Genomic DNA, 13,310 nt, shown 5'->3' with positions numbered 1-13,310 from the left:
CCCAGATTGTTATTTTCATCTGTTCAAATGACTATACTATGGTAAAATAAAATGTTAGTAATGGATGGAGTATTCCTTCCCGAAAGGAGAACGCGTAAACACGCTGTAAACATATGAATATAATCCTTAGTACCCTAAATGCAAAATATATCCACACAAGCCTGTCAATCCGTTATCTGAAGGCATATGCAGAACCCGACTTTGACGTTAAGCTTGCTGAATATACCATAAAAGACCCAATCATGAATATTGTAGGCGATCTATATTCAAAAAAACCTGATGTAGTCGGATTCAGCTGCTACATTTGGAATATTGAGGAAACGATCGAGGTCATTCAGACCCTAAAGAAAATTAATCCGGCAATAACTATTATTCTGGGCGGTCCGGAAGTTACTTACGATGTTTCACATTGGCTTGACCGGATACCTGAAGCTGACTTTATCGTTATTGGCGAAGGTGAATCAACGTTTAAAGAGCTTCTGGCAGAACTTAATGGAGAACGAAAGCAATTCGGCAAAATTGGCGGAATTGCATACCGGGAGAATGATAAAAAGATCATCCATCCTCAAATTTCAAAACTGGATTTAAAGGAATTGCCATCACCCTACCGATTCCCAGAAGATCAGCAGCATCTTTCAAAAAGGGTGACTTATATCGAAACAAGCAGGGGCTGCCCTTTCAACTGTCAATTTTGTTTATCATCCATAGAAGTTGGAGTAAGATATTTCGACCGTGAAAAAATCAAGAATGATATTCGCTATCTTATGGAAAATGGCGCCAAAACGATTAAGTTTGTCGACAGAACCTTTAACATCAGCAGAAGCTACGCCATGGAAATGTTCCAATTTTTAATAGATGAACATCTTCCCGGCACGGTCTTTCAATTTGAAATAACTGCAGATATCATGAGACCTGAGGTTATTCAATTTTTGAATGACAATGCGCCAGCTGGATTATTCCGCTTTGAAATTGGCGTACAATCCACCAATGACCCTACAAATGAATTAGTAAAACGGAAACAAAATTTCGAAAAGCTTACGAGAACTGTTACCATGGTAAAAGAAGGCCAAAAAATTGATCAGCATCTTGATTTGATTGCAGGGCTTCCAGAAGAGGATTATTCAACATTCCGCAAAACCTTTAATGATGTTTTTGAATTAAGGCCGGAAGAACTTCAGCTGGGATTCCTCAAGATGCTCAGGGGCACCGGGCTCCGGCTGAGGGCCAGTGATCATCAGTATATTTATAGTGATTATTCACCCTATGAAATATTAGGGAATAATGTTCTTTCATTTGATGATATTGTCAGGATTAAGCAAGTTGAGGATGTTCTCGAAAAATACTGGAATGATCATCGGATGAACCAGACAGTTGAGTTCCTAGTTACGCGCGTTTTTGACTCTGCTTTTGATTTCTTCCAGGAGTTCGGAACATACTGGGATCAGCAGGGATGGTCAAGAATTGGCCATCAGCTTGAAGATTTATTCCGCAGGCTTCACCAGTTCCTTCAGGACAAAAAGATTGCTGAACTGGATATTGCTGTCGGATTTATGAAATACGATTATTTCAACACTCAAAAATACAAGCCAAGAAAACCCTGGTGGGAACAATCTTTTGAAAAAGCCGAGAGAACGGCAATTTACGAAACGATTCTGCAAAATGGGGCCATTCTTGGTGAGGGCTACCAGAGTCTTCAATTAAATGAAAAGGATTTATATAAACACACCATGCTTGAGGAAATACCATTTGATCTCAATGAATACCTGAAAAACGGAAGTATTGTACGGGAGCGGGGTATCATGCTATCCTACTTTGATCCTTCAGGGATAGGGTCTTCCATTTTTTCATATTCAGAAGAAAAAACACTGCAGGCAAATAAGTAAAGCTGCTTCATTCAGAAAATGGCCAGATACCTCTGGCCATTTTCTTTATTAACGTTTCTTTTTGGTGCTGCCCGACTGAAGGACGTCAAAAATTTTTGCAGCATTCATATCTCCATTAAATTCTTCACCAAATTCTTCACGTACATTTTCTGCCTGTTCTCTTTTTTGCGGCTTCTTTTTATCAGGCCCCATTTATATCCTTCCTTTTCTCCCTTGCTTAGAATTTCGATTTGCACCCTTCATTGGATTTTCATCGGCTGCAAATTCATTAGAGAACTCATCTGTACCCTGGTTTTTCTTAGGTGTTTTACTTGCCTTAACGGCACCGTCAACATTTGCCTTTCTTTTCATGGCTCGCATATCCCCTTTGCAGAATATAATGATTGAACTCCCGCAGTCATCTCCGTTATTTCTGATTGCAGCAGGAGTCTTTCTATAGTGTTTGATATTTCATGTATTCTATCCTGACTTACGGTCCCATGGAAAATACATCATGTATAAAGGCGGAGCCTCCTTACATGATGTATTCTTGTGATTGCCGCCGTATAATGCATAAGCAGTCCTTTTATTTCTTTTTTCTTAAGGCTGTTTTCGTAAACTTTGTTGCTATGGAACAAGGGGGTGATTTCCGCTCCAGGATGCTCGCTTTCCGTGGGGCGGGCGGTGAGCATCCTCAGCTTCGCTTGCGGGGTCTCACCTTCCCGCTAATCCCACAGGAGTCTCGCACCTTACACTCCAATCCCCGGCAGCCTTGAGCGGAAATCAACTGCCATGTTACATAGCAGTTATAAAAACAGCCTATTATTTTACGCTCACAGGAACCACAGCTTCCCCTACTGCCTGAATGAGTTCATCAGGCATTGGAAAGAAAACCGATGCCGGATCCATGCTTACGGCTTTGATTGTATCTCTGACATTTTCATCACTGATATGATAATCAGAGAAATCTCTTGGCAGCCCTGATTTAAACTGCAACAGGCGAATTTTTTCAATAACCTTTTCCAAAACCGCTTCATGATCAAGGTGGCGGATGCTGATTCCTAATGCTTCCCCAAGTTCCATTACTTTCGGCAGATATAAATGTGGAATCCTTTCCATCACAACAGGCAGGAAAACAGCATTAGCAAGTCCATGAGGAATACGGAACATGGCACCATATGCATGCGCAAAGTTGTGGACCGGAATGACTTGCAGTGCAAAGCTGAAAGCCGTTATTCCCATGTTGCTTGCCTGCAGCATGGCCATTCTCGCATCAAGGTTTTCTCCATCATTAACAGCTAACAGCAGGTTCTTCTCAATAAGGCGGATGGCATGGAGTGCCTGTGCATCAGTAAAATGGGTTGCATATGGCGATGCCAGGGCCTCAATGGCGTGTGTAAGTGCATCAAATCCTGTAAAAGCTGTTATGAATGGCGGAAGCTTCACTGTTAAATCCGGATCTAAAATAGCCATGTCAGCATTGATGAAAGGGTTGATAATATTGGTTTTCATTTTAATTTCTTCATTATAAATAACAGCTATTGGAGAGACTTCAGAGCCTGTACCTGCAGTAGTTGGAATCGCAATATGCGGGATGGACATAAAATTCGCCTGAGGGAATGATTCGAATAAAAGGCCGCCCGGGATGGCTTCTTTGATATCGGAAAGGCCTTTATGCAGCGAATATTTCACTCCCTTGACGGTATCAAGAACACTTCCTCCGCCTACTGCTAATAGAGCATCTGCCCCTTTCTCTCTGGCAAAACGCGCTGCGGCATTCACACATTGGCTTTCTGCGTCCTGTGATATATCTAAATAGATGCCTGCAAGTTCAGGACCTGTCCCATACTGTGACAAATCGAATATTTCCGAAACTTTATCCACAATGCCTGCTTTTTCTAATCCTCTGTCACTGAATAAAACTACTTTTTTTGCTCCAAGGCCCTGAAACAGGGCAGGTACAAGTGCACGGGTATTGGAGCCGCTGTAAATGGCAGTCCGCAGCATGAAAGAAGAATACGTATTGTTTAACATCATCTCACCCCTCGTCAGTTTCTGAAAATAATAAACCATACCAGCTTTTATGCTCAATCTCAGGCACCATTGAAGTATGGACATGCTTTAACTGTGTATATGCATCTAAAGAATGCTTTCCCATTTCCCTGCCAATGCCGCTTTGCTTGTATCCGCCAAAAGGAGCATCATTGCGGAGCATATGCCAATCGTTGATCCAGACAACACCTGCCTGCAGTTCTCTTGCAGCTTTGTAAGCCTTATTAACATCCTTTGTCCATACACCTGCAGCCAATCCATAAATAGTATCATTGGCCATCTTAATTGCCTCGTCCACTGAAGAGTAGCGGATGACGGTAAGAACTGGCCCGAATATTTCTTCCTGTGCAATTTTCATATCGTTGGTAACATCCGTAAAGATGGTCGGTTCAATGAAGTGTCCGCTTTGCAGCCCGGCACAGACCATTCCTTTCCGCCGCAGACAAGCCTCGCTCCCTCCCTTTTTCCCTCTTCGATATACGCCAATATGGATTCTTTTTGTTTTTTTGAAATGACCGGCCCCATATCCGTGCGGCTGTCTAGAGGATTACCTGGTTTAAGCTTCGAAGAAAGCTGAACAAGCTTCTCAACAATAATGTCATGAAGATGGTCCGGAACAAATAGGCGGGTTCCTGATTCGCATAATTGGCCAGAGTGCAAAAATACCCCGAATAAGCTTCCAGGAATTGCAATGTCCAGATCTGCATCTTCAAGAATGATATTTGGCGATTTTCCTCCAAGCTCGAGAGTCGTATGTTTTATCGTCCCCGCTGCGAGCGCCATGATTTTCCTGCCGACTTCTGTTGAGCCGGTAAATGCAATTTTGTCCACCCTAGGATGGCTCACAAGGGCTTCGCCTACTTCTGAACCCGAGCCTGTTACAACATTAAGTACTCCATCAGGCAATTCTGCTGATAAAATCTCTGCCAGTTTAAGTGTTGAAAGGGGGGTATAACTGGCAGGTTTTATCACCACTGTATTTCCCATCGCAAGAGCAGGTGCTATTTTCCAGCATGCAATGAGCATGGGCATGTTCCATGGAGTAATGGCCGCACAAACACCAATCGGCTCCCTCCAAATAAAATTATGGGCTGGTCCTGGAAAAGACGGGCTTGGCAATGTTTCAGAAAAAGGATATTGCAGAACAAAATTAGCCAGAGTCTGAAATAAATCCGCCATTTGCAAAATATCATTAGATCCGATTCGGCGGATTGTACCTCCCGAACTTATAGATTCCAGATAGGCCAGTTCTTCTGCATTGGCTATGATTTGCCTGGCAAGGCTATGAAGGACATTGGAGCGCTCTTTGGGCATCATCATCTTCCAATCGGAATGGTCATAAGCCTCTCTTGCTGCAGAAACCGCTTTGTCAACATCCTCTTTAGTTCCCTTTGCGACCCTTGCTGCAACTTCTCCATTCGCTGGATTCAAAACATCAAAGAATTCTTGATTTCCTGATTGCTCCCATTTTCCATTGATAAATAATGGAAAAGTCATTACATCTGCGTTAACTGCCACAATTCATTCCTCCTCATCTTCCTTAAAATACGCCTAACTCATTTTCCTGCACCCTGAAGATTTCTTCGGTTTTTTTCCCTCTTGCCCTTGAGAGGATCTCCATTCGGACAGAGAGCTGCTTCATGGTGAAATTCATTGTGTCTTCCGCCGAGTTGCCGAATGTACTCACGTTTTGGCTGAATCCTTCCTGATTAAGCTTTATTGCTAATGGAGTTAATTCCTCCATCTTGCCGGCAATACACTCATACAGATGCGGATGCTCACTGATCAGGCGCTGAAGCAGGTAGGTTCCGTAGCCGATATGTCTTGATTCGTCTTTTTGCAAATAAGAAATCCCTTTTAGCAGTCCCGGCATGATTCCGGCTTTTTCCAAGGATTGATAAAAAGAAAAATATCCCGTTTCTGCCAGAACACCTTCTACAAACATGTTATAAACAGTTGAAGCTTCAGCAATGGCTTCTGGAGATGAATCCGTAATAAGCCGTTCCATAGACTGCGGCAGTATTTCGCCAAAGATTTTGTGATAGGTTTCTGAATGGAACAGCGATAAATCATCGTATTCTCCCAGAGTATTTAGAACCAGCCTGAAAAACTCAGTATGCTTCGCTTCTTCATATAAGAAAGTCGTTAAGTACATTTCCTCTTCCAGTCGCCCTTCTTTTGCAATGACAAACATAAGCGGAAGCAGATCAAGTGTAACTGCTTCTTCTCCCGCTTGAAATTGCGAGATCAGCCTCAATATCTCATTTTTCTGTTCCTTGTTTAAAGTTCGCCAATCCTCTTTATCCTGTGAAAAGTCTATGTCAGAAGGATTCCAGATGCCAAACCTCTTTGCTTTTTGATAAAGGCGGTATGGAAATGAATCCTCCTGCAATCCTCTGTTGCTAGTGGTGATCATCCTTCTTTTTTCATTCATTCTGCTTCCTCCTTCCATTCAAACCATTAAACACGCTAATTATTGTAAGGGCTTACATATTATTGTACGATGAATGTGACAAACCTTAAATATCTGAAAATATAGGGGTGAAAAAAGTCGAATGCTGGATAATAAAGTAAGTAATTATTTGAAAGAAGTTTCGTCCATTCATGATTTAAAAAAACGAACAGAAATGATTGTACGGGGTTCCTTGCTTTTTTTTCCATTCGAACGAGCTTCAATCTTTACTTTCTCTCTGCTAAATTACATCGGAGAAGGAATTTTCCAGGTGGAAAATAACAGGGTAAACAATATGGATTGGATTAAAGAGGACATACGCTCAATTCCATCCGTTTATCTTGCTGTTATGAACAATGAGCCACTCTTTATTGACACCCGGAAAAACAATAGTTCTTTTCCTGAAAAGTATATCCGGCAATTTGATTTAACCTCCCTGGCTATTGTCCCGATCAGCAGAATTAACATTGTGGTAGGATGTGTATTCATGGACAGATATACAGGAGATGCCCCTATTTTAAACATGTATATGAAACAGCTGTACCTGTATTTTCAGCATGCAGCCGAAAACATCAAAGCCTCTGCTCACACCACTTTGCTGCTCAGCAGAAGGGAAACAGAAGTCCTTCAGCATCTTGCCGATGGTTATTCACTAAAAGAGATGGCTTCCTTCATGAAAATCAGCGAGTTCACGGTTAGGGATTACTTTTCTTCAGTGAACAGAAAATTAGGAGTGAAGCACAGGTCTCAAGCTGTCGCTGAGGGATTCAGAAAGGGAATATTAAAGTGAGGAGCTGCAAAATGATGGATGGTGAAATTGGAAATTGTACAGCTTTGAGACGAATTTAAATAAAACGAAAGCCTGCAGATCCATTGAGAAACCTGCAGGCTTTCGTTTATTTTATGCTTAATATCAGCTTGCCTTTTGTCAGGCGTGATTGCAGGTCTTTATGTACCTTTGCAGCCTGATCGAGAGGATACACTCCGCCAATAGATAATTTCAGCCTGCCATCATTCACATAGGCAAACAATTCATTAATGCTTGATTGAAGAAGCTCAGGCTTTTTCATAATTTGCGGCAGAAAAAACCCCATTACGGATTGATTTCTTCGCATCAGTATTTGAGGATTCATTTTATATTGCTCTCCGCTGGCATTTCCGTAAACAATAATCCTGCCGAATGGTGCCAGGCATCTTAGTGTCTTTTTGAATACGCTGCCTCCAGCCATTTCCAGGGCCACATCGACGCCTTTCTCTGCTGCCTCTAAAACCCTCTCTTCCCATCCTTCCGCCGTATAGTCAATAAGCACATCCGCTCCCATATCCTCTGCAAGCTTTAATTTTTCTGGCGAACTTGCAGTTGCGATAACCTTGCCCGCCCCGAATATTTTTGCCAGCTGAACGGCCAGGAGACCGACACCTCCTGCAGCAGCATGTATAAGGACTGTTTCTCCCTTCTGCACACGTCCCATTGTTTTAAGGATATGGTAAGCACTTAACCCCTGAAGCGGTATCGAGGCTGCAGTCTGATAATCCATATCATCCGGGATTGGAATGACAGAGGCTGCATGAACCCGGACATATTCCGAATAGCCGCCTGAATCCACAAGGCACACTACCCTGGTTCCAGGCTTCAAATCACTGCTTACACTGGCTCCCGCTTCCGATATGATGCCTGCCGTTTCCGCTCCTGGTATAAAAGGAAGCGGAGTTGGCACGACGTACTGGCCTTCTCTTCGTGCGGTATCCGCATAATTCACTCCAGACGCATGTATTTCAATGAGGACTTCATCTGGAGCAGGTACGGGTTTTTCCATATCAATCAGCTCTAGCACATCCGGTCCGCCATACTTACTAATTTGAATAGCTTTCATAAAACACCCCTTTGTCCTTATTTGCCCTTAAACACAGGTTTTCTTTTTTCCTTAAAAGCACAAATGCCCTCTAAATGATCTTCTGTAGCAATCATTAAAGTTTGGGTCAGCCTTTCTTGCTCTAACATTTCTTCTAGACTTGACGTATATGACTGATGTATCAGCTGTTTCATCTTTGCGTAGGCTATTCCAGGACCTTGCGCCAATTTCACAGCGAGATTTGCTGCTGCTTCCTTCAATTGTCCTGCAGGCACAACTGAATGCAATATTCCAAGTTCATAAAGCCGATGGGCTGCCATAGGCTCACCGCTGAAGAAGAGCTGCTTAGCAAGGTAAGGTCCTGTAAGACGGGGCAGGAAATATGATCCTCCTCCGTCAGAAACAAGGCCTACCTGTGAAAAGCTCATGGCAAATTTACTGCCTTCTTCGGCTACAATCAAATCGCAGGCAAGTGCCAGGTTGAATCCCGCTCCAGCAGCATATCCATGAACTGCTGCAATAATGAGAACCTTTGAATTCTGTATGGCAGCAATGCACTGATTGAGCTTGCCAATATGCTCATATGTCTCCAATGCTGTGGCCTGCCCCATCGTCTTCACATCTCCGCCTGCAGAAAAAGACCTGCCTGCTCCTGATACAATCATAACTTTCACTTCCGTACTTTCCTGTGCATCACTAATTGCCTGTGACAAACCAGATATCATATCAGGGCTGAATGAATTCAGGCTCTCCGGACGATTCAGTGTGACATGCATCACGCCATCCTTAATATTCACTAAGATATCTTCATTTTCCACCAATTTCCCTCCTCTTACATGATCAGCCAGCCGCCGTCCACCAAAATATCGCTGCCCGTCATATAGGATGCTTCATTTGAAGCTGCAAAAGCTATGACATTGGCAATTTCCTCAGGTTTGGCAACCCGCTTTAAAGCTGTATTCCTCTTAATTGATTTCTGAAAATGCTCATTCAAAAGGCCCTCTTCAGTAAGAGGAGTTTCAACGAATCCTGGTGAAACTGAATTGACGCGGATGCCAGCAGGAGCAAGTTCAAATGCGAGCGATTTAGTTAAATTCATAACACCTGCTTTAGCTGCGCTGTAGTGCGGGATATTAGCCCCAGCCTGGTGGCCGGATAACGAAGCCACATTCACTATAGCCCTGTTTTTCCAGGGTGTGCCGCTTTTTTCTGCTGACTCGTACATCAGCCTGCCAATATGCTTAGATACCAGAAAAACACTTTTCAAATTCACATTCTGAACCATGTCCCACTCTCTTTCTGTGGTTTCAAGAATGTTTGTCTGCTTGGATCCTCCTGCGTTATTGATTAAAATCTGCAAGTCTCCAAATGCTTCTTTAATATAATTCGTTAAGGTAAGAATATCTTTCTCATTCGTCACATCAGCACAGAAAATCTCAGCTTTCCTTTCTTTTCCATCGTTTATTTCACGTGCTGTTTCCTCGAGCGTCTGTCTCGTCCTGCCTGTCAGAATTACCCTGGCACCTTCACTCGCAAGCCTTAATGCAGCAGCTTTGCCAATACCAGTGCCTGCTCCTGTAACCAATGCAATTGATTGCTGAAATCTCATCATAATCATCCTTAGGGGCTTAGTATTTTTTTGTTTATAAAGAAGGAGCCTTTATATAAAGGGACAGGTTTTCCCTCAGCGCTTCCGGAAGCTTTTCGCTTTTTTGCTCGTCAAAATTAAAGTAAACCATAACCGCTTTTCCCTTCGCGATCAGCTGCTTTGTTTGCGAACAAAGAATGTCATGTGAAATCTCAAAGCTTTTATTCCCTATTTCCGTTACATACGTGGTAATGGTCAGCAGCTGATTAAAGTAGCCCTGGTTAATAAAATCACAATGGGCAGATGCTAATATGAAATTCCAATGATTCGCATCCATTTTGTAGCCTAAGCTTTCAAAAAACTTGATTCTTGCTTCTTCAAGATAAATAAAATAGCTTGTGTTATTTATATGACCGAGTGCATCTGTTTCACAAAATCTTACATTCACCTCTATATCCCGCATACTTTCCCTCCTTGGCACTTTTTCTGCTTTATTAACATTAAGTGCGGGCCGCTCATCTCCGAACCTATATAGCGCAAAATCCTTAATGTCTTTTGGTTTTTCATCAGCTTAATTTAAAACCGTGTATTTCAGCCGATCTTATTTTGCTGCCGATTCTTTTGCACCGTACTCGTACCAGCCCTTACCGGTTTTTCTTCCCAAATGCCCCTGTGCCATCTTTTCCTCCAAGCATGCAAATGGTTTGTCTTCTGGCCGCCCCGTTTCTGCATATCTTTGCTGCATAACAAAATAGCCCACATCTATTCCTGAAAGGTCCATTAATTCAAAAGGCCCGATCGGGTGGTTCAGGGCTTTCCTGCAAATAAGGTCAATGTCCCTGAAATCAGCAATTCCTTCTTCATATAAATAAACGGCTTCTCTTTGAAGTGCGCCAAGTATGCGGTTTGCAACGAACCCGGATATTTCTTTTTGAAGAAGAACACCAGTTTTATTCATCTTTTTAGTCACTTCCATGGCCGCATCAGCTGTTTCTTTAGATGTTTTTTCACTCATGACCACTTCCACGCATTCCATGATAAGCGGGGGGAAAAAGAAATGCATATTCACTGCTTTATCCGGTCTGCCTGTTGCCTCTGCAAGCAGACTATTTACAATGGTAGAGCTGTTTGTAGCGAGTATGGTGTCTCTAGGGGCCAGTTTGTCCAGCTCGGCAAAAACCACCTTTTTAACATCGAGCTTTTCAACTACCGCTTCAATCACCATGTCCGCTTTTTCTGCAGCCTTTTCCATGCTTGTTGAATATTGCAGCCGGTGAAACGCTGCCATTTTTTCATCATCCTTTATCTTCCCTTTTGCCGCCCATTTATCTAAAATGCTGTGCAGCTTTTCTTCAGCACTTTTCAAGGCTTTTTCTTCTACATCCTGAAGAATCGTCTCGTATCCAGCAAGTGCTGACAGCATGGCAATCTGATGGCCCATCTGCCCTGCCCCGATCACAGAAATTCTTTCGATTTTTTTCATCGTTTCTCCTCCTTCTGCATACATCCAGTGTTTTTAAAATCATCAATCCGGATGGTAAGCAGGCATGATAATCATCTCCAAAGATCACCTGCTTATTTGTGACTGTGCTTCTTCCCTTAATGCCCTTCGCAGAATTTTTCCTACATTCGTCTTTGGCAGCTCTTTTCTGAATTCAATAAAATGCGGAACTTTATAAGCGGCCAGATTTTCGCGGCAAAAATGACTGATTTCATCTTCTGAAACCGTTTTTCCATCCTTAAGTACGATGATTGCCTTTACGCTTTCCCCTCTATATTTATCTGGAATTCCTATCACCACAGCTTCCTTGACAGAGGGATGTTCATAAATGACTTCCTCTACGTCCCGTGGATAAATGTTATAGCCGCTCGCTATGATCAGATCTTTTTTACGATCGACAATATATAAGTAACCCTCTTCATCCATCTTCGCTATGTCTCCTGTATACAGCCATCCATCCTTAAGGGCAGCCGCTGTTTCCTGTGGCATATTCCAATATCCCTTCATAATTTGAGGGCCTTTTACAATCAATTCTCCCAGCTCTCCAGCTTCCACTTCATCTGTGCCAGCTGCCAAATCGACGATTTTATATTGTGTGGACGGAACTCCTATGCCTACGCTCCCAGGTTTTCGTTTGGCAAACATCGGATTGCAATGTGTTACAGGAGATGCTTCAGACAATCCATATCCCTCCAAAATCTTAGAGCCGGTTTTCTTTTCGTATTCTCTCAGAAGCTCTAAAGGCATCGGTGCGCTTCCGCTATTGCAGACCCTGATTGAATTTATCCCGAATTCCTCTGCATTCGGGTGGCTGTTAATTGCCACATACATCGTCGGCACTCCCGGGAAAATGGTCGGCTGTTCCTGCTTGATTGTATGTAATACTTCTTCGAGCTGAAAGCGCGGAAGCATGATTGAATCACCTGCTGTGTATACAGCAAAGTTCATGGCAGAGCTCATGCCAAACACATGAAATAATGGGATGACTGTCAAGAATCTTTCTTTGCCCAATTCTATTTCCTGCTTGAAAAATTCATAGGACTGGATCACATTGGCCAGTATATTTCTATGAGTGAGCATTGCTCCCTTAGAGAGCCCTGTAGTTCCGCCCGTGTATTGCAGAACGGCAATGTCATGTTCTGTATCAATTTCGGGTACATCAGGCTGTCCGCTTCCCTTTTTTAAAAAAGCCTCAAATGTGATGTCTTCCTCAGCCAATTTGGCAGGAGCACCAAGTGATACAGCGACGGCCTTCTTAATAGCTGTACGCGGCTGCACTTCTTTTACCCTTTGATAAAGATCATCCAGCACGACAATCATCTCGGCTCCGGAGTCATTAAGAATATACTCCAGTTCACGGGATACAGACATGGGATTCACCTGTGTAATGATGGCGCCTGCCGAAAGAATTCCATAATAAGCTATGACATACTGGGGGCAGTTCGGCAGCATGATTGCAACCCTGTCGCCTTTTTTGATTCCCTGTGTCTGCAGGGCCTCTGCAAAGGTGAGCGCTGCATGATTTAATTCATGGTAGTTCATTTTGCTGCTGTAAAAAGTAATTGCATTGTTATGGGGAAATTGCTGTGCTGTTTCTTGAAGGATTTGGGGCAGAGTTTTGTCAGGAATTTCAATTTCTTTGCTGATTGATTCAGGATATACGGACAGCCACACTTTTTCTTTCATCAAGTTCCCTCCAATATCTTCATTCAATGAAATTCAAGGTAAAAAAGTGTTTCAGGAAAAAATGCCAATGTTTATACGGTCATATTTTTAAGGTGGCATCGCAGTTTGAATGCGCTTACAAATAAATCCTCCTTTCACCTCCATATGGTACGGTATAACAGTCAAATTTCAACTAACCAACCGGTCAGTATTAAGTTTAAGTATACGTCTTTCTTTATATATTTCAACTATTTAACCGAAAATTCAAAAAACATTCTGTCCGTTCAGAGCCATGATTATAGAGATATGAATCATTACATGCAGCACCAGTTCTCTG

12 protein-coding genes and 1 pseudogene are annotated in these 13,310 nt (G+C 42.7%); 2 read left to right on the top strand and 11 right to left on the bottom strand.

Translation table 11 applies throughout. The annotated features are described in order from the left end of the window. Positions 1 to 113: 113 nt before the first annotated feature. Positions 114 to 1,883, top strand: coding sequence for a B12-binding domain-containing radical SAM protein (locus tag BM126_RS02500; protein ID WP_090987848.1), 1,770 nt, complete (start codon positions 114 to 116; stop codon positions 1,881 to 1,883). A 48-nt stretch (positions 1,884 to 1,931) separates the two neighbouring features. Here the strand turns inward: BM126_RS02500 and BM126_RS22140 are convergent, their stop codons facing one another. From BM126_RS22140 to BM126_RS02475, 5 genes and pseudogenes are all read right to left on the bottom strand, one after another. Further along, entirely contained in the window at positions 1,932 to 2,075 is a 144-nt protein-coding gene (locus BM126_RS22140; protein WP_177201286.1) for a hypothetical protein, read from the bottom strand. After that, positions 2,076 to 2,234 carry a hypothetical protein gene (locus tag BM126_RS22135; RefSeq protein WP_090987846.1) on the bottom strand — a complete coding sequence of 53 codons (159 nt, stop codon included), beginning with the start codon at positions 2,232 to 2,234 and terminating at the stop codon, positions 2,076 to 2,078. A gap of 450 nt (positions 2,235 to 2,684) precedes the next feature. Then, positions 2,685 to 3,896 carry an iron-containing alcohol dehydrogenase gene (locus tag BM126_RS02485; protein ID WP_090988393.1) on the bottom strand — a complete coding sequence of 404 codons (1,212 nt, stop codon included), beginning with the start codon at positions 3,894 to 3,896 and terminating at the stop codon, positions 2,685 to 2,687. Between the two features lie 4 nt (positions 3,897 to 3,900). Then, positions 3,901 to 5,411, bottom strand: a pseudogene (locus BM126_RS02480) (aldehyde dehydrogenase). A gap of 43 nt (positions 5,412 to 5,454) precedes the next feature. Continuing rightward, positions 5,455 to 6,348, bottom strand: coding sequence for a R2-like ligand-binding oxidase (locus BM126_RS02475; protein ID WP_177201285.1), 894 nt, complete (start codon positions 6,346 to 6,348; stop codon positions 5,455 to 5,457). Between the two features lie 121 nt (positions 6,349 to 6,469). Here BM126_RS02475 and BM126_RS02470 point away from each other — a divergent pair, with 121 nt between their 5' ends. Next, positions 6,470 to 7,156 (top strand): response regulator transcription factor, encoded by a 687-nt coding sequence (locus BM126_RS02470; RefSeq protein WP_090987842.1) that lies wholly within the window; start codon positions 6,470 to 6,472, stop codon positions 7,154 to 7,156. A 106-nt stretch (positions 7,157 to 7,262) separates the two neighbouring features. On the opposite strand, the gene BM126_RS02465 is transcribed toward BM126_RS02470, so the two are convergent. The 6 genes from BM126_RS02465 to BM126_RS02440 all read right to left on the bottom strand — a co-directional run bounded on the left by BM126_RS02465 (position 7,263) and on the right by BM126_RS02440 (position 12,994). Further along, entirely contained in the window at positions 7,263 to 8,240 is a 978-nt protein-coding gene (locus BM126_RS02465; protein WP_090987840.1) for a quinone oxidoreductase family protein, read from the bottom strand. A gap of 17 nt (positions 8,241 to 8,257) precedes the next feature. Beyond that, complete coding sequence (locus tag BM126_RS02460) at positions 8,258 to 9,037, bottom strand: enoyl-CoA hydratase/isomerase family protein (RefSeq protein ID WP_256212952.1); 780 nt, start codon at positions 9,035 to 9,037, stop codon at positions 8,258 to 8,260. A 14-nt stretch (positions 9,038 to 9,051) separates the two neighbouring features. Then, entirely contained in the window at positions 9,052 to 9,828 is a 777-nt protein-coding gene (locus BM126_RS02455) for an SDR family NAD(P)-dependent oxidoreductase (RefSeq protein WP_090987838.1), read from the bottom strand. A 34-nt stretch (positions 9,829 to 9,862) separates the two neighbouring features. Continuing rightward, entirely contained in the window at positions 9,863 to 10,270 is a 408-nt protein-coding gene (locus BM126_RS02450) for an acyl-CoA thioesterase (protein WP_090987837.1), read from the bottom strand. A 138-nt stretch (positions 10,271 to 10,408) separates the two neighbouring features. Continuing rightward, positions 10,409 to 11,290 carry a 3-hydroxyacyl-CoA dehydrogenase family protein gene (locus tag BM126_RS02445; RefSeq protein ID WP_090987835.1) on the bottom strand — a complete coding sequence of 294 codons (882 nt, stop codon included), beginning with the start codon at positions 11,288 to 11,290 and terminating at the stop codon, positions 10,409 to 10,411. An 84-nt stretch (positions 11,291 to 11,374) separates the two neighbouring features. Further along, entirely contained in the window at positions 11,375 to 12,994 is a 1,620-nt protein-coding gene (locus BM126_RS02440; protein ID WP_090987833.1) for a long-chain-fatty-acid--CoA ligase, read from the bottom strand. Positions 12,995 to 13,310: the final 316 nt, after the last annotated feature.

This window comes from Bacillus sp. OV322 (assembly GCF_900112495.1).
Classification (GTDB): domain Bacteria; phylum Bacillota; class Bacilli; order Bacillales; family DSM-1321; genus Peribacillus.
Note: the sequence above shows the minus strand (reverse complement) of the source record. Positions and strands in the feature narration are given on the sequence as shown.

Bases quoted from the DNA above. Each gene is read 5' to 3' on its own strand.
- BM126_RS02450 (WP_090987837.1), bottom strand. From the start codon at position 10,270: ATGCGGGATATAGAGGTGAATGTAAGATTTTGTGAAACAGATGCACTC.
- BM126_RS02470 (WP_090987842.1), top strand. From the start codon at position 6,470: ATGCTGGATAATAAAGTAAGTAATTATTTGAAAGAAGTTTCGTCCATT.
- BM126_RS02475 (WP_177201285.1), bottom strand. From the start codon at position 6,348: ATGAATGAAAAAAGAAGGATGATCACCACTAGCAACAGAGGATTGCAG.
- BM126_RS02440 (WP_090987833.1), bottom strand. From the start codon at position 12,994: ATGAAAGAAAAAGTGTGGCTGTCCGTATATCCTGAATCAATCAGCAAA.
- BM126_RS02465 (WP_090987840.1), bottom strand. From the start codon at position 8,240: ATGAAAGCTATTCAAATTAGTAAGTATGGCGGACCGGATGTGCTAGAG.
- BM126_RS22135 (WP_090987846.1), bottom strand. From the start codon at position 2,234: ATGAAAAGAAAGGCAAATGTTGACGGTGCCGTTAAGGCAAGTAAAACA.
- BM126_RS02455 (WP_090987838.1), bottom strand. From the start codon at position 9,828: ATGAGATTTCAGCAATCAATTGCATTGGTTACAGGAGCAGGCACTGGT.
- BM126_RS22140 (WP_177201286.1), bottom strand. From the start codon at position 2,075: ATGGGGCCTGATAAAAAGAAGCCGCAAAAAAGAGAACAGGCAGAAAAT.
- BM126_RS02500 (WP_090987848.1), top strand. From the start codon at position 114: ATGAATATAATCCTTAGTACCCTAAATGCAAAATATATCCACACAAGC.
- BM126_RS02445 (WP_090987835.1), bottom strand. From the start codon at position 11,290: ATGAAAAAAATCGAAAGAATTTCTGTGATCGGGGCAGGGCAGATGGGC.
- BM126_RS02485 (WP_090988393.1), bottom strand. From the start codon at position 3,896: ATGTTAAACAATACGTATTCTTCTTTCATGCTGCGGACTGCCATTTAC.